The organism is Bartonella harrusi (assembly GCF_024297065.1).
Lineage (GTDB): Bacteria > Pseudomonadota > Alphaproteobacteria > Rhizobiales > Rhizobiaceae > Bartonella > Bartonella harrusi.
Genome location: NZ_CP101114.1, coordinates 147099 through 169435 on the forward strand (window position 1 = coordinate 147099; position 22337 = coordinate 169435).

The 22337-nt window shown below is 37.8% G+C and carries 14 protein-coding genes and 3 pseudogenes; 6 read left to right on the plus strand and 11 right to left on the minus strand.

Going from position 1 to position 22337, the window contains the following annotated elements:
• Window positions 1–158: 158 nt before the first annotated feature.
• Both NMK50_RS00605 and secA read right to left on the minus strand, forming a co-directional pair.
• A pseudogene (locus NMK50_RS00605) lies at window positions 159–652 on the minus strand (Fur family transcriptional regulator).
• Window positions 591–3308 (minus strand): preprotein translocase subunit SecA, encoded by a 2718-nt coding sequence (gene secA / locus NMK50_RS00610; RefSeq protein WP_254770481.1) that lies wholly within the window; start codon window positions 3306–3308, stop codon window positions 591–593. Before secA ends, NMK50_RS00605 begins: the two are co-directional and overlap by 62 nt.
• 428 nt (window positions 3309–3736) lie before the next feature.
• Between secA and NMK50_RS00615 the strand changes: the two genes are divergently transcribed.
• The 3 genes from NMK50_RS00615 (at window position 3737) to NMK50_RS00625 (ending at window position 6622) form a co-directional block, all read left to right on the plus strand.
• Entirely contained in the window at window positions 3737–4690 is a 954-nt protein-coding gene (locus tag NMK50_RS00615) for a peptidylprolyl isomerase (RefSeq protein ID WP_254770482.1), read from the plus strand.
• A 142-nt stretch (window positions 4691–4832) separates the two neighbouring features.
• Window positions 4833–6065, plus strand: coding sequence for a bifunctional glutamate N-acetyltransferase/amino-acid acetyltransferase ArgJ (gene argJ, locus NMK50_RS00620; RefSeq protein WP_254770483.1), 1233 nt, complete (start codon window positions 4833–4835; stop codon window positions 6063–6065).
• 131 nt (window positions 6066–6196) lie between these two features.
• Window positions 6197–6622, plus strand: a complete 426-nt coding sequence (locus NMK50_RS00625) for a (deoxy)nucleoside triphosphate pyrophosphohydrolase (protein WP_254770484.1) — start codon at window positions 6197–6199, stop codon at window positions 6620–6622.
• Between the two features lie 1396 nt (window positions 6623–8018).
• Here NMK50_RS00625 and NMK50_RS00630 read toward each other — a convergent pair.
• From NMK50_RS00630 to NMK50_RS00645, 4 genes and pseudogenes are all read right to left on the minus strand, one after another.
• A pseudogene (locus NMK50_RS00630) lies at window positions 8019–8870 on the minus strand (C40 family peptidase).
• Between the two features lie 150 nt (window positions 8871–9020).
• Window positions 9021–10394 carry a leucyl aminopeptidase family protein gene (locus NMK50_RS00635; protein ID WP_254771249.1) on the minus strand — a complete coding sequence of 458 codons (1374 nt, stop codon included), beginning with the start codon at window positions 10392–10394 and terminating at the stop codon, window positions 9021–9023.
• Between the two features lie 13 nt (window positions 10395–10407).
• Window positions 10408–11352 (minus strand): type I pantothenate kinase, encoded by a 945-nt coding sequence (gene coaA, locus NMK50_RS00640; RefSeq protein WP_254771250.1) that lies wholly within the window; start codon window positions 11350–11352, stop codon window positions 10408–10410.
• Between the two features lie 147 nt (window positions 11353–11499).
• Window positions 11500–12492: an asparaginase gene (locus NMK50_RS00645; RefSeq protein ID WP_254770485.1), complete on the minus strand. Its 993-nt coding sequence runs from the start codon at window positions 12490–12492 to the stop codon at window positions 11500–11502.
• Window positions 12493–12712: 220 nt separating this feature from the next.
• Between NMK50_RS00645 and hslV the strand changes: the two genes are divergently transcribed.
• Together hslV and hslU are read left to right on the plus strand one after the other, a co-directional pair.
• Window positions 12713–13294, plus strand: coding sequence for an ATP-dependent protease subunit HslV (gene hslV / locus NMK50_RS00650; RefSeq protein WP_254771251.1), 582 nt, complete (start codon window positions 12713–12715; stop codon window positions 13292–13294).
• On the plus strand, window positions 13295–14605 hold the full coding sequence (gene hslU, locus NMK50_RS00655) for an ATP-dependent protease ATPase subunit HslU (protein ID WP_254770486.1): 1311 nt from the start codon (window positions 13295–13297) through the stop codon (window positions 14603–14605).
• 17 nt (window positions 14606–14622) lie between these two features.
• Here the strand turns inward: hslU and NMK50_RS00660 are convergent, their stop codons facing one another.
• The 3 genes from NMK50_RS00660 to rpsO all read right to left on the minus strand — a co-directional run bounded on the left by NMK50_RS00660 (window position 14623) and on the right by rpsO (window position 18356).
• Complete coding sequence (locus NMK50_RS00660; protein WP_254770487.1) at window positions 14623–15621, minus strand: class I SAM-dependent methyltransferase; 999 nt, start codon at window positions 15619–15621, stop codon at window positions 14623–14625.
• Between the two features lie 73 nt (window positions 15622–15694).
• Entirely contained in the window at window positions 15695–17830 is a 2136-nt protein-coding gene (gene pnp / locus NMK50_RS00665) for a polyribonucleotide nucleotidyltransferase (protein WP_254770488.1), read from the minus strand.
• Between the two features lie 256 nt (window positions 17831–18086).
• Window positions 18087–18356 carry a 30S ribosomal protein S15 gene (gene rpsO / locus NMK50_RS00670; RefSeq protein WP_019219947.1) on the minus strand — a complete coding sequence of 90 codons (270 nt, stop codon included), beginning with the start codon at window positions 18354–18356 and terminating at the stop codon, window positions 18087–18089.
• Between the two features lie 320 nt (window positions 18357–18676).
• Here rpsO and NMK50_RS00675 point away from each other — a divergent pair, with 320 nt between their 5' ends.
• A complete protein-coding gene (locus NMK50_RS00675) occupies window positions 18677–20305 on the plus strand; it encodes an MFS transporter (protein ID WP_254770489.1) in 1629 nt (542 codons plus the stop codon).
• Between the two features lie 249 nt (window positions 20306–20554).
• On the opposite strand, the gene NMK50_RS00680 is transcribed toward NMK50_RS00675, so the two are convergent.
• Window positions 20555–20722: a helix-turn-helix transcriptional regulator gene (locus tag NMK50_RS00680; RefSeq protein ID WP_254770490.1), complete on the minus strand. Its 168-nt coding sequence runs from the start codon at window positions 20720–20722 to the stop codon at window positions 20555–20557.
• A 242-nt stretch (window positions 20723–20964) separates the two neighbouring features.
• Window positions 20965–22101, minus strand: a pseudogene (locus tag NMK50_RS00685) (tyrosine-type recombinase/integrase); the annotation flags it as partial.
• Window positions 22102–22337 lie beyond the last annotated feature (236 nt).

A 22337-nucleotide genomic window follows, 5' to 3' on the forward strand; every position in this document is an offset into this window, starting at 1 on the left:
ATAATACTAACGATTGATTGTTTTATAGTATCCTATAAAAAGGAGTAATAAAGCAGAAAAATTGCTCTGCCAATGAAAACTATAAATCATGAAGGTAAACTTGTATAAAGACCCATTTTCATGAAGTTTTCTTTGGCGATATATATAAAATCATTAATTTAAGAATTGCGTTTTTTTCCATAAAGTTCGAGACGATGGTAAATAATATCATAACCAAGGGATTTTGCGATTTTTTCTTGCATTTTTTCAATGATATCAGACTGAAATTCAATAACTTGTCCTGTCTCTACATCGATGAGATGATCATGGTGTTGCTCATCTGCTTGCTCAAAACGAGAGGGGCCACCACTAAAGGTATGGCGATGAATTGTTCCATTTCCTTCTAATGTTTTCATGGTTCGGTAAACAGTTGAGAGTGAAATACTAGCGTCTATTTTATGAGCACGCTGAAAAATTTCAAACGCGTTCGGATGATCATCTGTATCCGTCAAAATATCGAGAATAATACGCCTTTGACGAGTGACTCTTAAACCCGCGGTGCGTAATTCTTGCTCATAGTTTCGCTTTTTATTCATATTGTTTACTGTTTTTTAAACGAAGGATCCATGACAGTGTTTATATTTTTTCTCTGAACCACAAGGGCAACGCTCATTACGTCCAACTTTCCCCCATGTGGTGACATCGTTTGGATCTCGGTCTTTAGGGTTAACAATTTTATTTTCTTGTGTTCGTGCCCACAAAGTAGAAATATTTTCTTCTCCTTGATCATTTGAAACAGAGCTATCAGTATCTGTTTGCAAAGATGTGAGGGGATCTGTAGATTGCTGAATGATTTCAAAACGCATGAGCTTAGAAGTAACAATTCTGCGCAAATTTCTAAGCATAGACTGAAAGAGTTCAAAAGCCTCTGTTTTATATTCGTTGAGTGGATCGCGTTGTGCATAACCACGAAAACCAACAACAGAACGTAAATGATCTAAACTTACCAAATGTTCACGCCATAAAGTGTCAATGGTTTCAAGTAATATGGCTTTATGGAAATAAGCCATGACTTCTGGAGAAGTGCGTTCAGTCCGTTCATTGTCAAGTTTTGTAATAGCATCTGATATGCGCTGTAAAATTTGCTCTTCAGCAATTCCATCTTCTTTTGCCCATTCTTCTACTGGAAGCCCAAGATTGAAAAGTTGATGAATTTCCTCTTGTAGAGCCTTCACATTCCATTTTTCAGAATATGTTCCCAATGGGATATAAGCTTCTACCAGATCTTCAATGACTTCATTGCGCATTTCAAGAATCGTATCTGTTAGATCCTCTGCATTCATGACTTCCATACGCTGTTCAAAAATGACCTTTCGTTGGTCATTCATAACGTCGTCATATTTTAATAAATTTTTACGAATTTCGAAGTTTCGTGCTTCGACTTTTTTTTGTGCTTTTTCAAGAGCTTTATTAATCCACGGATGGGTAATAGCTTCATTTTCTTTTAATCCAAGTTTTTGCAACATACCATCCATACGGTTAGAACCGAAGATACGCATGAGGTCATCTTGAAGAGAGAGAAAGAATTTTGAGCGACCCGGATCTCCTTGGCGACCAGAACGACCACGTAGCTGGTTATCAATACGACGGCTTTCATGGCGTTCCGTAGCAATAACATAAAGACCACCAGCAGCTAATGCTTTTTCTTTGAGGCGTTTAACATCTTTTTTAATTTCTTCAATTTTAGCTGCTCGTTCTTCTCCATCAGGCATATCCTGTAATTCTTGTCGAATACGCATTTCAACATTACCACCAAGCTGTATATCAGTTCCACGACCCGCCATGTTGGTTGCGATGGTTAAAGCTCCAGGAACTCCAGCTTGCGCAATAATATATGCTTCTTGTTCATGATAGCGGGCATTTAAGACTCTAAAGTCGGAAATACCTTCTTTTCGCAAGCGCTCTGCCAATTGCTCTGATTTTTCAATAGATGTTGTTCCAACAAGAATAGGCTGTTCCTTTTCATGTGCTTGACGGATATCACTTACAATAGCACGGTATTTTTCTTCTGCTGTTCGGTAAATTTCATCATCTTCATCAAGACGCTGTATTGGTAAGTTTGTAGGAATTTCTACAACTTCGAGACCATAAATATTATTGAATTCTTCAGCTTCTGTTGTTGCGGTTCCAGTCATTCCAGACAATTTTCTATACATACGGAAGTAATTTTGAAAAGTGATGGAAGCAAGTGTCTGATTTTCTGGTTGGATCGCAACATGCTCTTTGGCTTCAAGGGCTTGATGAAGTCCTTCAGAATAACGCCGTCCTGGCATCATACGACCTGTAAATTCATCAATAATAACAATTTCATTATTGCGAACGATGTAATCTTTGTCACGGACAAACAGTTTATGGGCTTTTAGAGCGTTATTGACATGGTGGACGATAGCAACATTTTCTATATCATAAAGACTCTCACCTTTGAGATATCCGGCTTGTTCAAGCATTTTTTCAATTTTTTCAGTACCGACTTCAGTAAAGGTTGTTGTCTTTTGTTTTTCATCTATTTCATAATCTTCTGGAATCAAAGCAGGAATAAATGTATCAATAAGATTATAGAAGTCCGTACGATCTTCTAAAGGACCAGAAATGATAAGGGGAGTACGCGCTTCATCAATGAGGATCGAATCAACTTCATCAACAATTGCGTAATGGTGCCCACGTTGAACCATTTGACTACGATCAAAAGCCATATTATCGCGCAGATAATCAAATCCCAATTCATTGTTTGTTGCATAAGTAATATCACATGCATAAGCTGCTCTACGGGCATCATTATCAAGATCATGGAGAATCACACCTGTAGAGAGACCGAGAAACCCGAAGATTTTTCCCATTGTTTCAGCATCACGATTCGCAAGATAATCGTTTACCGTAACGACATGAACACCTTTACCTTCCAATGCATTGAGATAAATTGGCAGAGTTGCCATTAATGTTTTTCCTTCACCTGTACGCATTTCCGCAATGCCACAGTCATGAAGCACCATTCCACCAATGAGCTGAACATCAAAAGGGCGCATATCATAAACACGTTTTGCAACTTCACGAACAGTTGCAAAAGCTTCTAGTAGGAGCAAGTCAACGGTTTCACCTTCTCTGAGGCGTTTACGAAATTCATCAGTTTTTTGACAAAGTTGCGCATCGCTTAACTTCACGAACTGTTCTTCCAAAGCGTTAATTTGTATAACTTTTTGGCGAAGAACTTTGAGACGTCTCTCATGAGCGGAACCAAAAAATTTACGCGCAAAAACACCTAAACCGACCATCCCTGGTCCTTTCTTTTAATTGTTATTACTATCGTTGGGTAGAGTCATAGCTATCCCCACACTTCGCACCCTTCAAGCCATTTCCCTAAGCAATGAATATAAGATGCATATAGTACCATTATACTTGTTGATGTGCAATTTATCACTTTAATTATAAAGTAGAGATAAGAGGCTAAATGCACCGTGTCAACTTTAGTCATGCTATTTAATTGATACAATACAAAGTAATTTGGGATGTAATACGTCATTTTTTCATACTATCATATTTTCCATCAATATGAGATAGGATGCAATAAACTGAGATAAAAGGACAAGTTTATGCTTTTTAAAGTAAAATTACTGATTTATTTATCTCTATTTAGAGATTAAAATGTTATGGTAAAGAAAAGAGAATCTCGAACCAGCTTTTACTTTTAAGGAGTATATTTATGAAATTCAATTTTATCATGCTTTTATTAACATCAGCCCTGTTGGCAAACACGAGTTTAAGGGTGATAGCGCAAGAAAGTTTGAATTCATCATCGAATGATTTAAAGACTTTAGAGAAAGCTTCTGAAAAAACAGTCGCTCCCTCTCATATTATGGCAATTGTTGATGGAAAAAATATTACAGCAGGGCAATTGGATGAGTTAGCGCTTGAGATCAATCCTAATTTAGCACGTTTTCCTGATGAACAACGCCGTATAATGGTTTTAAAAGCTTATTTAGATATGCAAGCACTTGCTAAAGCAGCAATCAGTGAGGGCATAGATAAGACAGAAGCTTATGATAAACGTATGGCAGTTATGCGCGACAATGTTCTTCAGCAACTTTATTTTAAACAGACAATTGTTGATCAGATTTCAGATACTGATTTGGAGGCTCTTTATAATAAAGAAGTTGCTTCTTTACCGAAAGAGGATGAAGTTAAAGCGCGTCATATTTTGGTCAAAACGAAAAAAGAAGCGGAAGCGATCATTAAGCGTTTAAGTAAAGGAGAAAGTTTTGAAGAGATTGCAAAAAAAAGTTCAACAGATGGTTCTTCTGCTGTTGGGGGCGATCTTGGTTACTTTAGTCATGGCCAAATGGTCAAGCCTTTTGAGGATGCAGCATTTGGTTTGAAAGTTGGTGAATACACTAAAAAACCGGTTGAAAGTCCTTTTGGTTGGCATGTTATTAAGGTAGAAGATCGTCGCTTAAAGCAACCTCCTGTCTTTGATGATGTTAAAGAGATGTTGCGTACACAGTTGATAAAAGAGCGTTACCAAAAACTGATTGTTGATTTACGCAGCAAGTTAGATGTGAAATATCCTGATCCTAATGTTACAAAACTGATGGAATCGCTTAGTCAGAATGGAGCGTCACTTCCTAATGAAACATCGGATGAAGAAGACACAGAATAGCGAGAAAAAAGTGGATAATATTTTTGCTTGGTGATTTAAGAGATTTGTTCCGTTCAAAACTCTTAGTATCTGCCTGTTAGAGATTATTTGTTAGCAATCATGTGTTTGCACCTGCTTCGTTTGTTTTTATGGAAAATAGACTGTGACTTTAAAGACATCTCCTTTATCCCCCAAATACATACAAGAGCTTCCGCCATTATCTGGTGTGCGGATAGCAACAGCTGAAGCTGGAATTAAATATAAAGGTCGTACGGATCTTCTTTTTATCATATTTGATAAACCAGTAAGTGTAGCCGGTGTTTTTACACGTTCAAAATGTCCATCTGCCCCTGTGGAGCATTGCCGTGCCTCGCTTCCTCATGGGGTTGCTAGGGGTGTTGTTGTTAATTCGGGGAATGCAAATGCTTTTACGGGGCGCAGAGGGAGGCATACAACAAATGAAATCATGAGTGCAGCCGCGAGTGTTTTGGAAGCTAGCGAAAATGAAATTTTCATAGCCTCTACAGGTGTTATTGGTGAACCAATGGATGCATCGGGTATTGTAAGTCTTTTACCCACTATGGTGGAGACAGCAAAGGAAGGGCATTGGTTGGAAGCAGCAAAAGCTATTATGACGACGGATACATTTCCAAAACTTGCGACACGCAGATTTGAATGTGGTGGAGAGATTGTTACCATTAATGGGATTGCAAAAGGTGCTGGTATGATTGCACCAGATATGGCAACAATGCTCTCTTTTGTCATAAGTGATGCAGGTATTTCTTCGGAGATCCTTCAAGCCTTGTTATTAGAGGCTGTCCAGGGTTCTTTCAATTCAATTACTGTCGATAGTGATACCTCAACATCAGATACGCTCATGATGTTTGCGACAGGAAAAGAAAATTTTCCTTGCATTACATGTAAAACTGATCCACGTTATAAAGTGTTCTCAAAACATTTAAGCGCACTTTTACATGAACTTGCATTACAAGTTGTTTGTGATGGAGAAGGTGCACACCATTTAATTGAGGTCAATGTGATTGGTGCGACAACAGATAAAGCTGCTAAAACCATAGCCTTCTCAATTGCAAATTCACCACTTGTAAAAACAGCTGTTGCTGGTGAAGATGCTAATTGGGGGCGGGTGGTTATGGCGGTCGGCAAGGCAGGTGTTGAAGTAGACCGTGATCTTTTGACAATTTGGTTTGGTGAACATCGTTTAGCAGTTAATGGTGAGCGAGATCCTGAATATTGCGAAGAGACGATAGCGACGTATATGCGAGGTAAACACATCACAATTCGTGTTGATATCGGTTTAGGTGCTGGTAAAGCGGCAGTTTGGTCTTGTGATTTGACAAAAGAGTACGTCATGATTAATGGCGATTATAGAAGTTAATTGGTATACCATAAATTTGATATCGAAGATCTGTATATTTTTTAGAAAAGGTGCATTTTAGGTTCCTTTATCTTAAAGAAGAGGACATTATAAAAGATGTGATTATTTTACTATTTCTGCTGGAGAGTGATATGCGTGCAAAAAGTTCACTGCTTCTTGTTGTGGCGTGTGCATTGTTAGATCAAGATAAGCGTGTTTTGCTTACACAACGTCCTCAAGGAAAATCATTAGCTGGTTTATGGGAGTTTCCTGGTGGAAAGGTTGAGAAAGGTGAAACTCCAGAAGCATCATTGATTCGTGAGTTGGAGGAAGAGCTTGGAATCTATGTTCAGTTGAACGATTTATTCCCCTTAACATTTGCAAGCCATGCTTATGAAGCATTCCATCTCTTGATGCCGTTGTATCTTTGTTACCATTATGATGGTGTTGCACAAGGACGAGAAGAGCAAAGTTTAAAATGGGTTTCTATTGATGATCTTAATAAATACCCTATGCCTGATGCTGACAAGCCATTGGTCAAGCTGTTAAAAAAATTCCTTCCTTTAGTGGGTTCTTAAGAAAAAAATACTGCGTACAGAAGAGACATCTATTGCATAATACATTGATGACAGAAGATTTATTTCTTTTTGTATGATCAACAGCTTAATCATCACTGTGATAGATATTGATTTTATAAAAACAAATTACCATTCCAATGATCGATTATTTTCTTTAATGTCATATTGTTTTTGGGTTTTAAACACTCTTATCTCTCAATATTACCTATGAATACGTAATACAGAATCTGTGCATAGCACTATCTTTATGTTTATGAAGTCATAGGTTAGTTTTATCATTTTTGCTTTTCCTTCCATGTTGGTTTGCGCTTACATTGAAATATTTATTGAGTCATTTGTTTTTCAGTTTAAGATGGCTTTTCAAATCACATGGCAATTCTTAGTGTAACTGAACAATTTTAATAAATTTATTATTTAATATCAAAGTTTATCTGTAAAAGTCATTTGATGAGAACTATTCAGCAAGCTGGTTCACAGGCTTATATAATATCCCTATAATGCATAAATATTGATAAAGCTTTTTAAATGAATTCTGAATATGTGCTGTAAGTAAAAACCAATAATGAACCTCATTCAATAGAAATAATTTTATGACGGCGTTTCTGATCTCATCTCAAATAAGGAACGCATTCTGATTCATTTTATGATTTTTAAGGTTTCAAAATGAATTCATGGAAAAATGTAACAGCCGAGCTATTTTTTGAGTTGGAATCGTATAGGAGCATGTTTTTAAAAGACAACATATTGATTTATAATGATAAATCATTGCTTTTCAACTTGTATCATATCCCCAAATATTGTAAGATTCTCTCATCTCATCTTGAGTTACTCAAAATCATTTATTTGTACGTTATAAGCGGGGCTGGTGTGTGGATAAAAAACTCTAAAGCAAGGAGTAAAAGGCCTCTTATGAATCGTCTAAATACCAAGTGCTATCGCAACATTAGAAGTTGACAAATAGTATGATGGTGTCGGTTTGCACCTTCACAAGTATAAAGATGGTTGTGCTCAATCGCTTTATCGATTCATTCTCGGACGCTGTTATGAAACGGGTTTGGGTACTTTAAGAAATATTTTTTTAAGCATCCAAGCCCATCTCACGACAATACCCATGGATGGTATAACGTTAAAGCTATTGTGCATCACAATCTTTATGTTAGTGAAGAAAAAAGCCGGTACAATCATACTCTTTACCAGCCCCAATGTTGTGGCAGCCTTTGTATTAATAAGAGGTATTTTGTCTTTAGAGTTTTTTTACTTACACGTCAGCTCCGCTTATAACGTGCAGGCATATGAACTTTTTTCAAAAGGAAAGGATTTAAAATAAGAGAATCTTACAATGAGGGGTAAATTCAACAGGAAAAATATTAAATTATCATTATAAATCAATATAACATTAGCATGGGCGGCGTTTTTCTATAGGATATTGTTTTTTTCGAGCAATACGCTTAGTTGCTTCTTCCAATGGCTCGATCATAACGTCCATAGAGAAGCCATTTGCATGGATGATATTTTCATAATCAATCATAATGGCGACATGGCTTTTCCAAAAAATCAAATCACCTCGTTGAAGCTTATCACTGTCAGTAAGTTGTGTGCCTATAGTTTTCTGCTGCATATCAGTATCACGTAGAACTATTTGATTGGTCATGAATAGAGAGTTGGACAAGTCCTGAGCAATCAACGCCAAAACCACTAACACCACCTCAAAGGTAAGGCGTGTGTATAAATATTTCGGCAACGGCAACATAATCCTTATATATGCCGTCAATAGGACTGAGATGATGGGTAATAATTGCTTTTCCATTTTCAAGTATAGAATACATGGTGTCATGAAATTCAATTTCATCAACAACACTTACTCTGCTTCCCATGGGTAAGGCATACCCTCTTGGTCCACGTAAGTCAGCTTGTAAATATTGAAAAGTGGGTGGTATTGATACGACATGTGTTTGTTTACGGTTGATATACAAAGAGCTGCTGTATCAATATAACCGGCATAACCATCTTTAAGAGATTGTCCCCACGACATGGACTTTCCTTGTTCAAAGATGAGCAATTCTTCTCCAAATAAGCACTCTGTTTGTTTTTCGCTTTTTTTATTATTTTCTTTAAAAAGTTCAGCGACAGCTGTATTAACGCGCTTTTTTTTACCTTGAACAAAGCGTTGAGTTATCACTTTTGTTTCGAGACGTTGATCTGCTAGATTACCTCTAAATGCATATAATCTAGGATCTTTAAAGATCATCTGTTTACCTTTCATTTTTTATTTTTAAACAGAATGATGATCATTATATGGATAGGATTTTCATTCTCAAAATAAATGCTGACACAATTTAAAACGATAAACAATGATTTTTAAAACTTAAGAGTTATACATCTTTATGGATATTTTGTGTTAGGTTTTATTTTTAAAGAGATGATAAAGAGCTCGAATAACCTGCGCAGAACCACCAACAGGATAGCCTGGTTTTTCTTTTGGCACCCACCCGTAAAGATCAAAATGCGCAAAATGCTTGGTTTTTTCAACAAAAGAGTTAAGAAATAAAGCAGCGACTATGGAGCCAGCAAAGTTATTTCCACTTATGTTATTAAGATCAGCAATTGGTGATGATAACATTTCCTGATAGGGTTTCCAAAGCGGCATTTGCCAAAGAGGATCTGAAACAGAATAAGCAGAGTGAGAAATTTGTTGCGCCCAGAGTGAATCATTACAATAAAATGCAGGAAGATCTGGTCCTAATGCTATCCGCGCGGCTCCTGTTAAAGTCGCCATGCAAAGCATGAATTGTGGACTTTCTTCATCGCCATAGGTCAGTGCATCAGCAAGGACAAGCCGCCCTTCAGCATCTGTATTGCCAACTTCAACACTTAAGCCTTTACGACTTTGCAGAATATCGCCTGGCCTGTAAGCATTAGAAGAAATTGCATTTTCAACAGCTGGAATTAGAACACGCAGGCAAAAAGGCAATTTTGCATCCATGATAAGTTTCGCTAATCCTAAAACATGTGCACCACCACCCATATCTTTTTTCATGATTGACATATTATTTGCCGATTTAATATTAAATCCTCCCGTATCGAAAGTTACACCTTTTCCAACCAGCGTTATTTTAGGATGATTTTCTTGCCCCCAGCGTAGATCAATGAGTCGTGGTACAGCGCTACCGGCGCGTCCTACAGCATGGATCATCGGAAAATTATGTGTTAAAAGTTCATCTCCACAAATGCTTTTGACATCAGCACCATAAACTTTTCCGAGTTGGCGTGCTTCTTTCTCGAGGGTGTCAGGATTCATATCATTGGCAGGAATATTGATGAGATCACGAACAAGAAAGACAGTTTCATAAATGCGTTGAAGCTCATCGAGGTCAACCGTTTCGTTGACAGAGATCGATAACGATTTGGAGGAAGATTCTTGACGATAACGGTTAAATTGATAACTTCCAAATGCTAGTCCAAGATAGCTATTTATTTCATGGGACGCTGTCCCTTCTAAATGCCAATGTCCAGCAGGAAGATTGTTAGCAAGAATTCCTGTAATAAAAGGGTCATCACCATTGCCAATTCCAAAGAGAACTTTTTTTAAATGACCCGTTTCGTGAGGGATAAAGAGTATTTGTCCTGCTTTTCCAGTGAAATTGTTCACTTTCATCCATGCCGTTGTTGAAGCATCAAGCGATAAACCACCAAGATTTTCTTGGTTTACTAAGAGTATAGGACAACTATTCTCAACACGTGTTGAGCTGAAATAAATGTGATGTAAATGCATATTCATGAAATCCTCATAGTCGCCGAAGTGCGACATATTCAACCAAGTGGTTTTTTCCTTTACGTAGAATGAGATTAGAGCGTGGTCGTGTTGGCAAGATATTTTCTTGTAAATTTTTCAAATTAATCGTTTGCCAAAGCTCTTCAGCGATTTTTGAAGCTTCTTTCTCATTGAGATGTGCATAACGATGAAAGTAGGATTCAGGATTTTGAAAAGCTGTTTTACGCAAACGTTTGAAGCGTTCTAAGTACCAGCGACGAATGATTTCTGTTTCAGCATCTACATAGATTGAAAAATCAAAAAAATCTGAAACAAAAGGAATAACTTTCCCATCTTTAGGAAGATCACTGACCTGTAATACATTAATCCCTTCGACAATTAAGATATCCGGACGATCAATAATAATAGTTTGATTTTCTAGAACATCATAGATCATATGCGAATAAAGCGGGGCAGGAACATTACCAATACCGGCCTTTATAGCAGAAAGAAAACACAGTAATTTTTTAATATCATAAGAATCAGGAAATCCTTTACGATGCATACGATTTTTTTTCTGTAAAACAGCATTAGGATAAAGAAAGCCATCTGTTGTAATCAAATCAACTTTAAGACTGGATGTCCAACGTTTCAAAAGTTCCTGAAGAATACGCGCAGTTGTTGATTTTCCTACTGCAACAGAGCCAGCAATTCCAATGATAAAAGGAGTTTTTTTCGTTCCTTTTTGATGTAAAAATTGTTGACGCTTATGAAAAAGTTGCTGTACAGCTTCCACATGACAGGATAATAAACGCGATAAGGAAAGATAAATGCGTTGTACTTCTTCAAGATCAATTGGATCATCAATTGAACGTAAATTCTTAATCTCATCAAAAGTCAAGGTTAGTGGTGTGTCCGCACGGAATTGAGACCATTCTTGTGCAGTAAAGACTCGATAGGGTGAATATCGATCAGAAATAGATTTGACCAAATTATATTCTTGATCAATTTTTGAGGGAAGCGTGTCAATCATTTGTATTAGTCAAGAATTTTTTCTGTAATCGTTAATTAAGGATAAAGAAACAGGCTCTCTTGCATGTTTTCTTCTATAAAATAATAAAATCGTTCATTGGCTTATGGTCCAGTCATTCCATTGTGAATGAATTTGTGCCAATGATTGTCCTTGTGCCAAAAAAGCCCATAAAAGTAAACGTGCTTTTACGGCTGATAGATAACCAGACATGAGTGCACCAGAAGCAATCAGATCAACTTCTGAACCTTTATAGCCATAAGTTGTGCGTGTTGTTGAGCCAGTGCAGGTGCGGCTAGCGATAGTGATTGGTATTTTTTGTGTATATTGTCGTATAATGTCTGCTTCTTCAAAACTACAGTGTCCTGATCCAAAACCAGCAATGACAAGTCCAGCATAATGCCCACCTTCAAGACAGAATCGCATTAACTGTGTATCAGAGGATAAAGAGGAGTATAGGAGTGCCACTTGATGATTATAATTTTGGGGAAGATCAAATGTTTTTGGGAAAAAATTTCGATCATTAAAATAAACCACATTTCCTTCTAAAAGAGTGCCTAAAACACCTACCAAGCCTGATTGAAATGTTTCAATTTTAACAGTATGGCTTTTTTGGACCCAATAAGGTGAGTGAATGGTATCATTGATGACAACTAAAACGCCTCTGTTTCGACTTTGTGGATGAGCAGCGACACGTGTTGCTGCTAAAATATTTGCTGGTCCATCAGCACCTGCTTCACAGGGGATGCGCATAGCACCAGTTATAATGAGCGGTTCCGCTTTATCCCAATAAAGAGAAAGAAAAAAAGCAGTTTCCTCGATTGTATCAGTCCCTTGAGTTAGAACAATGCCTTCTGCACCAGCTTTTATTTGTTGTTTTGCCCACTCTATGATTTCAAAAAGAATTTTAAAGGATAAAGATCCACTCGGTAATTGTGTTAATGTTTGCGCGTGAATATCAGCAACTTTATTTAAATCAGGAACATTTTTTATGAGAACATCTGAGGTTAATGTTGGCTGCATTTTGCCAAAATTATCAGCAGCCATGGCAATTGTTCCTCCCAGTGTTCCTACAGCTATTTTTTTCATACTTTTTCCTTTAAAAGATACAAACTGTTTACTAAAACTATTTAGCAACAATTTGCATTGATAACAATGATATCATTTTTTTATTTAAATAAATTGAATTGTGTTAGATCATTGTGTTTTACAGTGTATGTTCTTAAATAAAGGTAATAGTAATTGGATGTTACATTTTATGAAAAGAAAACAATATTAAAAATAGAGGTCAATATTAATGAATTTTCTTATGGCAGAACATAAGCCAAACATAATGTATGGTACAACGATTATTACTGTACGAAAAGGTGGTAAAGTTGTAATGGCTGGTGATGGTCAGGTTTCACTCGGGCAGACGATTATGAAAGGCAATGCACGCAAAGTTCGTCGTCTTGGCAAGGGTGGAGCAGTTATAGCTGGTTTTGCAGGTGCGACAGCAGATGCTTTTACGTTGCTGGAAAGATTAGAAACAAAGCTTGAGCAATATCCTGATCAACTCATGCGTGCTTGTGTAGAACTTGCAAAAGACTGGCGCACAGACCGTTATTTACGTCGTCTTGAAGCAATGATGCTTGTCGCTGATAAGAAAGTAACATTAGCTTTAACAGGACTTGGTGATGTCTTAGAACCAGAAGATGGGGTTATGGCTATTGGTTCTGGAGGCAATTTTGCTTTTTCAGCGGCTCGGGCACTCATGGATGTGGATTTGGATGCAGAAACTATTGCACGTAAAGCTATGGACATTGCCGCTAAAATTTGTGTTTACACCAATGATCATTTTACCATTGAAACATTGGATGCAGAATTATCTTCTTTAGAGAAAGCTATTTGAATGTGTGTTGTATTTTCCCCTCGTGAGACTGTTTCTGAACTGGATCGTTTTATTATTGGTCAAAATGATGCCAAACGTTCTGTTGCTATTGCACTGCGTAATCGGTGGCGTAGGCAACAGCTTGATGGACCAATGCGTGAAGAGGTTATGCCAAAAAATATTTTGATGATAGGGCCAACAGGTGTTGGTAAAACAGGTATAGCGCGTCGATTAGCAAAACTTGCTGGAGCACCTTTTGTTAAAGTAGAAGCGACGAAATTCACTGAAGTTGGTTATGTAGGACGTGATGTCGAGCAAATTATTCGTGACCTTGTTGAGATTGCTATTTCTCTTGTGCGTGAAAAAAAACGAGATGAAGTCAAAGTAAAAGCTCACATGAATGCTGAAGAGCGCGTTTTAGATGCCCTTGTTGGTAAGACAGCAAGTCCCATGACTCGCGATAGTTTTCGTAAAAAATTGCGCGAAGGTGAATTGGATGAAAAAGAAATTGAAATTGAAGTGGCTGATAATAACGGTAATAGCGCTTCAACTTTTGATATTCCTGGTATACCTGGTGCACAAATGGGAATTATGAATTTGTCAGATATTTTTGGCAAAATAGGCAGTCGTACAAAGGTTCGCAAAATAACAGTAAAAGATGCTTTTAAGCCTCTTATTGATGATGAATCTGAAAAGCTCCTTGACCAAGATCAGATTATTCAAGAAGCACTTCGTGTTACTGAAAATGACGGGATTGTTTTTATCGATGAAATTGATAAAATTGCAACGAGGGATGGTAGTGCAGGTGCTACTGTTTCACGTGAAGGTGTGCAACGGGATCTTTTGCCTTTGGTTGAGGGGACAACAGTTTCCACAAAATATGGTCAAGTCAAAACAGATCATATTCTTTTTATTGCCTCGGGTGCATTTCATGTTGCTAAACCATCTGATTTATTGCCAGAATTGCAAGGGCGTCTGCCCATTCGTGTGGAATTGAATGCTCTCACAAGGGAAGATTTACGACGTATTTTAACCGAACCTGAAGCCAGTTTGATTAAGCAATATATTGCTTTAATGGAAACGGAAGAGGTTCATTTAGAAATTACCGATGATGCGATTGATGCTTTGGCGGATATTGCTGTGGACTTAAACGCAAGAATTGAAAATATAGGGGCACGTCGGTTGCAAACGGTGATGGAGCGTGTTTTGGATGAGATTTCTTTTACAGCACCCGATAAAGCGGGAACATCATTTAAAGTTGACGCTGCTTATGTCAAACAATCTATAGGTGAACTTGCTTCTGATATCGATCTTTCACGTTTCATTCTTTAGAGTCACCCTTTTTTCGTCTAGCGGTATGCTTCAATAACTTTAAAGCCGTCAGTTTTCTCGTGTATTAAGACTGTACGAAACATGTCTTTTAACACTTTTTCATAAGGGAGGTGTCGGTTTGCAACAAGAAGCAATTTTCCGCTAGGCTTTAGGCATTTTGCGGCGTTTATAATAAAATATTGTCCTAATGAAATATCTGTTGTTTGTTGCATGTGAAACGGTGGATTTGAAATGATTGTATCATAAAGACTTGTAATCGGTTCATGTACAAGATCATGCCAGTAAAAATGAATGGGACAAGAAGCTTTTATATCTTTAAGGTGTTTTTGGGCTGCTTTCAAAGCATTATAATCTGCTTCATAAAGATCAAGAGTTGTTATTTTGTCATTTCTTTCAAGGGCAGAATAAGAAAGAAACCCCCAACCAGCACCAAAATCTGCAGTTTTTCCAGAAACAATTTTGTTCATATGGCATGCAAGAGCAGCAGATCCAGGATCAATACGACCGTGTGAGAACATTCCAGAACAAGTCTGAAATTTATTTTCAAAAGTGAGGGGAGGTGAACGCAATTGTTCAATCTTCTGTTTATCTCTTTGTTGTGGAACTTGAAGCCAGAAGACCAACCCATGATTTTTGGATAATTTATCAGTGAGAGGAACGAGAGTTTTAACCCATTTCATCATTGAAGCAGCTCCAGCAGTTTTATTTCCACCGATAACAATCCATCCACCAGGTTGAACACATTCTAATAAATCAAGAAAACAATTCTGGTTGAAACCACGATATTTGCTTAAGTGCAAAAATGCTCCATCATAATTAAGAGTTTTATTTATTTGAGGAGAGCAATAAAACTGAGCATTGGTGAATTTTAAAAAGTCTTGGCGCCAAGGCGTTATGATTTTTAGATTTTTCTTCCATTCTAGAGCAGGAATTTCCGTTAAACCAAAACTCACCCAAAATTGGCTAGAGTGGGGAGGGGGGAGGTTGTGGTTTTCAAAAGGTAAAAACAGTAACACATATGTCTCTTTCAAAGAAAAAATGCCATTCTAAAAGGAGGATGGCATTTTATTTTATGAGAAGAGGGAAAAGTCATTCTTCTTTTATCGATCTCTCATTTGTAATTTCTTCACCGGTTTTTTGATCAATGATTTTCATTGATAACCGAACTTTTCCACGTTCATCAAAGCCCATTAATTTAACCCAAACTTTATCGCCTTCTTTAACAACATCTGTTGTTTTTGTGACGCGTTCTGATGCGAGCTGAGAGATATGGACGAGTCCATCTCGCGAACCAAAAAAGTTTACAAATGCACCGAACTCTGCGGTTTTTACAACCGTTCCTTGATAGATAGCACCAACTTCAGGTTCATCAACAATGGAATGAATCCAGCGCTTTGCAGCTTCAATGGTTTTAGCATCGGCAGAAGCAATTTTAATTGTTCCATCATCTTCAATATTGATTTTTGCTCCAGTTTGCTCAACAATCTCTCGAATAACTTTACCACCAGAACCAATAACATCACGAATTTTATCAACAGGAATATTCATCACTTCGATGCGTGGAGAAAATTCGCTGAGCTCAGCACGGGCACTGGTTAAAGCTTTAGCCATTTCGTTAAGGATATGGATTCGACCACCCTTAGCTTGCTCGAGTGCGATTTTCATAATTTCTTCTGTAATACCATCAATTTTGATATCCATTTGTAAGGCGGTAATACCATTTTCTGTTCCCGCTACTTTAAAATCCATATCTCCAAGATGATCTTCATCTCCTAAAATATCGGACAGAACAGCAAAGCGCTCCCCTTCTTTAATCAAGCCCATGGCAATACCTGCGACAGGGCGTGCTAGAGGAACACCAGCATCCATAAGAGCAAGTGAAGTGCCGCAAACCGTTGCCATGGAGGAAGATCCATTCGATTCAGTAATTTCTGAGACAGCACGAATAGTATAGGGAAAAGATTCCTTCGTTGGCAACATAGGATGAATTGCACGCCACGCTAATTTTCCATGTCCAATTTCACGACGCCCAGGAGAACCAAGACGCCCTGTTTCTCCTACGGAAAATGGTGGAAAATTGTAATGGAGGAGAAATGTTTCCTTATACATACCTGTTAAGGAGTCAACATACTGCTCATCCTCACCCGTTCCTAGTGTTGCAACAACAATTGCTTGTGTTTCTCCACGCGTAAAGAGTGCTGATCCATGTGTGCGAGGTAAAATACTTACTTCTGATTGGATAGGTCGTACTGTTGAAAGATTGCGTCCATCAATACGTTTTTCCGTATCCAAAATATTCCAGCGAACAATTTTTGCTTGCAACTGTTTGAAAACGGTTGCAATTTGATCTGCACTAAATTTACAGTCTTCCTCCGTTTCGGGCATAAATTTATGAACAACTTCGGTTTTAATCGCATCAATTGCAGCGTACCGCTCTTGTTTATCAGTAATTGTGTAAGCTTCCCGTATATCTTTTTCAGCCATTTCTAGCATAGATTTTTCAAGATTAGAAAGATCTTCAGGAGTAAAATCGCGTGGATCTTTTGCCGCAACTTCAGCAAGTTTGATGATGGCATCAAGAACAGGTTGCAAGCCTTTGTGCCCAAACATAACGGCTCCCAACATGATGTCTTCCGGCAATTCTTGTGCTTCTGATTCAACCATCAACACAGCACTTTCTGTTCCAGCAACAACAAGATCAAGTTTTGATTCAGGCATTTCATCGATATGAGGATTGAGAACATATTGGCCATTACAATAGCCGACACGAGCACCAGCAATAGGCCCCATAAAAGGAACACCTGACAAAGTTAATGCGGCAGAAGATGCAATCATTGCAAGAATATCGGGATTATTCTCAAGATCATGCTGTAGAACGGAAACAATGACTTGCGTATCATTTTTATAACCATCGGCGAAGAGGGGACGAATAGGACGATCAATCAAACGTGAAATCAAAGTTTCATTTTCGGTTGGCCGACTTTCACGTTTTAAATAACCACCAGGGATTCTACCAACAGCATAGGACTTTTCTTGATAATTAACAGTAAGTGGAAAAAAGTCTTGGTCTGGTTTTGGAATTTTTGCCGATACAACGGTTGCTAAGACAATAGTTTCCCCATAGGTAGCAATGACTGCACCATCAGCTTGACGAGCTATTTTCCCTGTTTCGATGGTGAGTGGTCGTCCAGCCCATTCAATTTCTATCTTATGCGTTTTGAACATTTTTTATCCTTAATGATCAGTGTTCATATTTTAAAGTGTTCATGTTTCGGTTTTGCGTAGCATATTTAGAAGCTATGGGCAGGACAACAAGATACTTCTGTCTTTTTGCAAGAAGAGAGGAGTAAATCGCAATTTAAACGCGAAACAACGAGCAATCCTGCTCCATGATAATGATTCATAAATTTTTAAGTTTTCAACGAAAAGCAGCAAACTGAAAAAATGGATGGTTTTTTTAGAAAAACCACCCACCCATTTCTTAGCGCCGTAAACCTAACTTTTTGATAAGTGCTTGATAACGATTTTGGTCAATTCCTTTCAGGTAATCAAGAAGCCGACGACGTTGAGACACCATCTTCAAAAGACCACGACGAGAATGATTATCTTTTTTATGAGATTTAAAATGGTTTGTTAAATTAGAAATACGTTCAGAAAGTACCGCTACTTGTACCTCTGGTGATCCTGTATCACCAACTTTATTTGCATATTCTGCGATAAGAGCTTGTTTACGTTCAGCTGTAATCGACATCGTATTATCCTTTCAAAAAACGAAGAAACTAAAGCCACCCATAGCCGAGATGTCGTCCAGCAAGGGTCTGTGAAAAAACAAGAAGAGTTTAAGAATCTTACTTGCTTTGGGGATTATATAGGAAAGAAGGTAAAAATACTAGTCCTTAAAAGTATCTTGAAAACCTTCTTTCAATAAAGGATTTTGTTTTTAAAATATTGATTTTAACAGAGCTTTATGAGAATTCTTTTAAAGAATTATGCATCCTTTTGATACAAAGATGACTGCTTTAGAGAATGAGTGTGATAAAAAAGCAATGAATATCGATTGGGAGGCAAAAGATGCAAAGCATTTCAACATTAGAACTTTTTCGTAATTCGGTATTTCGAAATTTGTGGTCGTCCACGCTCATTTCCAATTTAGGAGGGCTTATACAGGGTGTAGGAGCAGGGTGGTTAATGGCGTTGATTAGTTCTTCGCATTCCATGGTTAGTCTTGTTCAAAGTGCCACGACATTACCACTTGTTATGTTTTCTTTAATGGCAGGAGCGTTAGCAGACAATTTTAATCGTCGCCAAATTATGTTGTGCGCGCAGATTATGATGATGGTTATATCAATTATTTTGGCTATTTTAGCTTATCTAGGTGTTGTAACACCTTGGCTTTTGTTATGCTTTACCTTTTTGATTGGATGTGGAACAGCTTTTTATAATCCTCCTTGGCAAGCAACAATAGGAGATATTGTGAGCAGGGAAAATATACCTGCTGCTGTTAGCTTGAACAGTGTTGGCTTCAACTTGATGCGCAGTGTTGGTCCCGCTATTGGTGGTGCTATCGTTGCAGCCCTGGGGGCATCCACAGCTTTTTTGTTTAATGCGATAAGTTATATTCCTTTAATTGGTGTTTTATTTTTCTGGAAACCAAACTATGAAAACAATAGGTTGCCACGGGAAAGGCTTTTAGGAGCCGTTTCAGATGGTTTGCGTTATGTTGCAATGTCGCCCAACCTCCTGAGTATTATGGTGAGGGCGTTTCTTTTTGGTATTGGTGCAATTTCGATTTTGGCACTTTTGCCAATTGTCGTGCATAAAATTCTTGGGGGGAGTGCTCTTCTTTATGGAACGTTACTTGGTTGTTTTGGTCTTGGCGCTATGACAGCTGGTATGATTAATTCATCTGTACGGCATTATTTTCGTTTAGAGACAATAATTGCCGGTGCATTTATCGGTTTTGCCTTTTCTTGCTTTTTCTTAGCAATAAGCCGTTCATTGATTGTAAGCCATATCGCTTTGTTTCCTGCGGGCTTATGTTGGGTCTTGGCGTTATCACTGTTTAATACATCTGTACAGCTTTCTACACCGCGTTGGGTTGTTGCACGTGCTTTAGCGCTTTATCAAACCGCATCTTATGGGGGGATGGCCGTTGGAAGTGTGATTTGGGGTGTTTTGGCTGATGGTTATTCTCCAACAGTTGCTTTGAGTGTTTGTTCTCTCTTTTTGATTTTTGGCGCTCTTGCAGGGATAAAATTTAGAATTCAGGAAATTCCTCAGATAGATCTCGATCCCCTTGATCATTTTAGAGAACCAGAGCTTTTACTTGATTTAAAAGCACGAAGTGGTCCGATCATGATTATGATTGATTATCAAATTCATGAAAATGATCTCGAAGAATTTCTCACAGTGATGACACGTCGTCGCCATATTCGTTTACGTGATGGCGCTCGCCAATGGGTTCTCTTACGCGACCTTGAAAGACCTGAGTATTGGACAGAGGCTTATCACATGCCAACATGGATAGATTATTTACGTCATAATCACCGCCGTATAAAAGCAGATGCTGAGGTAAATAAGCTTTTGCGTCGCTTAAATCGCGCGCCTGATGGTATAAGGGTGCACCGGATGATTGAACGTCAAACAATACCCCATGCTGGTGAGATGCATTTAAAGCCTTCTGCTGATCAATTGCCTTAATGACACGAGAATTAAAAACGGTTTTTTATCAACTATTCAACCTATGCAATTTATTTTTAGGAAATAAATTATGTGAGTATGAAGAAAACAGAAGAAAAGTGAGATATTGTAATTTGTACTTTAACACTATTGGCAAATTGAGGATAAATGCTGCTGAAAAAGCAATTTGAGATCATAAATATTATGATTTTTAAAAGTGAAAGCCTACAGTTCCTATTCTAGGACGTCGTTGCCACGTTGATTTTGAACCTACTCGATTACATCATGAAGGTCTGATGCTAACCAACGGGATAAAGCACCAATTTTTAAAGGTTTTGGTATCGTTGCATCAGCAACACGCTGCCAAAGTGTTGTAACGCTTATACTAAGTAGTTTTACACTCTCACGAGCTGTGAGAAGCGTTTCATTTAGATTCATGGATTCTCCATCTATTTAATAGACATTTAAATGATCAAATCACCATTTAGTAAACACATATAAATAGCAATTCGTAGCAAACGTTTCCAGAGAAAACGTAAATTCTTTTCATAAAAAAACAATATATTGTGATATTGCGTTTTTTACTTCATAGTAAGCGATAGTTTGTGATTGCTATTATTCATTATGGACACAGTAAAGGCAGAGCTATAGAGTAATTCATAATTTGTATGATTTGGGACTGTGACATAAGCTGCCCATTTATTCCATAAAAACGCGATGCTTTTCTAAATGGTCCGTATGATGTGATAGGCACGCTTTACTTTGGCTCCCGACTGTATGACCTAGAATGATTTCCGCTATCTCATAAGGAGCATTGGTTGTCTCTGTTAGCTAATCCCTTAAACGAGAGCGAAAACTATTCGGGCGGACTTCAAGCCCAGTTTATTTGATATATTTTGCTATATTATTTCCACCAAGGGGCCACGACTGGTTGCAGAAAAAAAGATCATTACGTGATAGAAAGCGCGCTTGTTTCAAAATTTCTAATGCTTCCGATGATAAAGGCACGCGAAACTCTGCGGTAGCATCACGCTTTCCTTTTATATTATCAGCAGGAATAGTCCATATATCATCTTCAATCTGATCGAGTGTGATACAAAGGATATGTACGAATGCTTGTCAAAATAAACAACTGCAAAGCCAATTGTGGTATGGTTGTTGTTTTGCAAAGTGTTTTATAAAAAAGCCGGTATATCTTTCCAATCCATTGCTGGCCTATTTTGCGTTTTATGGCGTTGTTTACCTAACAAAGCTTTTTCTTTTGCTGTTGCTTGTAAATCAACATCCAATCCCAATGCAGTATGTTTGAAACAAATATTAAGGCGGTTTAGTGTTTTTTAGTTATATGCCAAATCGGTGCAAGTGTATTGTGTATATCTGTTTGTGTAATCTCTAAAATGGTTAGACAACTTAATTTTGGGGGGATATAGAGACGTAAACCAATCCCTAGCTTCACCATCTTCTTTTAATTCTGCATTACGATTTTCGAAAGTATCCAAAATAATATCTTTTAAATAATGCAGATTACGCATTGCTTCACGCTTTTGTTTTTCACGTTTTTGAAGAGGGTCATGCCCCTCATGCAAAACAGAACGCCATTGGGTTGCACATTCACAATCACGAGCTTTTTTTTAAAAGAAACCTTTCTTAAGGCACACAACTCCATCTCACGACGGCGCCCGTAAATGGTACACCGATAAAACTATTGAGCACTACCATCTTTATGCTTGTGAAAGTGCAAGCCGTACCATCCATATTCTTTGCCAGCCCTCAATGTCGCGACAGTCCTTGGTATTTAGACGATTCATAACAGGCATTTTTACTCCTTTCTTTAGAGTTTTTACCCACACGCTAGCCCCGCTCATGACGTGCAGAAACATGGTTTTACTTGATTCAACATAAGAGGATTTGAGATGAGAAAACCTTAGGATATTCGGATTTCTCATTCAACATGTAAAAATAAATTATCTTTATAAATCAATATGTTGTCATTTTAAAAAATCTTTGTAATGATAGCTATACGTGTATCTAGTAAAGATCAGAGAGAGGATCG

What these genes read in the sequence shown, in the direction of transcription:
- secA (WP_254770481.1), bottom strand. Translation starts at nt 3,308, where the DNA reads ATGGTCGGTTTAGGTGTTTTTGCGCGTAAATTTTTTGGTTCCGCTCAT.
- NMK50_RS00615 (WP_254770482.1), top strand. Translation starts at nt 3,737, where the DNA reads ATGAAATTCAATTTTATCATGCTTTTATTAACATCAGCCCTGTTGGCA.
- NMK50_RS00625 (WP_254770484.1), top strand. Translation starts at nt 6,197, where the DNA reads ATGCGTGCAAAAAGTTCACTGCTTCTTGTTGTGGCGTGTGCATTGTTA.
- NMK50_RS00635 (WP_254771249.1), bottom strand. Translation starts at nt 10,394, where the DNA reads ATGCATTTACATCACATTTATTTCAGCTCAACACGTGTTGAGAATAGT.
- NMK50_RS00645 (WP_254770485.1), bottom strand. Translation starts at nt 12,492, where the DNA reads ATGAAAAAAATAGCTGTAGGAACACTGGGAGGAACAATTGCCATGGCT.
- hslV (WP_254771251.1), top strand. Translation starts at nt 12,713, where the DNA reads ATGGCAGAACATAAGCCAAACATAATGTATGGTACAACGATTATTACT.
- hslU (WP_254770486.1), top strand. Translation starts at nt 13,295, where the DNA reads ATGTGTGTTGTATTTTCCCCTCGTGAGACTGTTTCTGAACTGGATCGT.
- pnp (WP_254770488.1), bottom strand. Translation starts at nt 17,830, where the DNA reads ATGTTCAAAACGCATAAGATAGAAATTGAATGGGCTGGACGACCACTC.
- rpsO (WP_019219947.1), bottom strand. Translation starts at nt 18,356, where the DNA reads ATGTCGATTACAGCTGAACGTAAACAAGCTCTTATCGCAGAATATGCA.
- NMK50_RS00675 (WP_254770489.1), top strand. Translation starts at nt 18,677, where the DNA reads ATGCAAAGCATTTCAACATTAGAACTTTTTCGTAATTCGGTATTTCGA.
- NMK50_RS00680 (WP_254770490.1), bottom strand. Translation starts at nt 20,722, where the DNA reads ATGAATCTAAATGAAACGCTTCTCACAGCTCGTGAGAGTGTAAAACTA.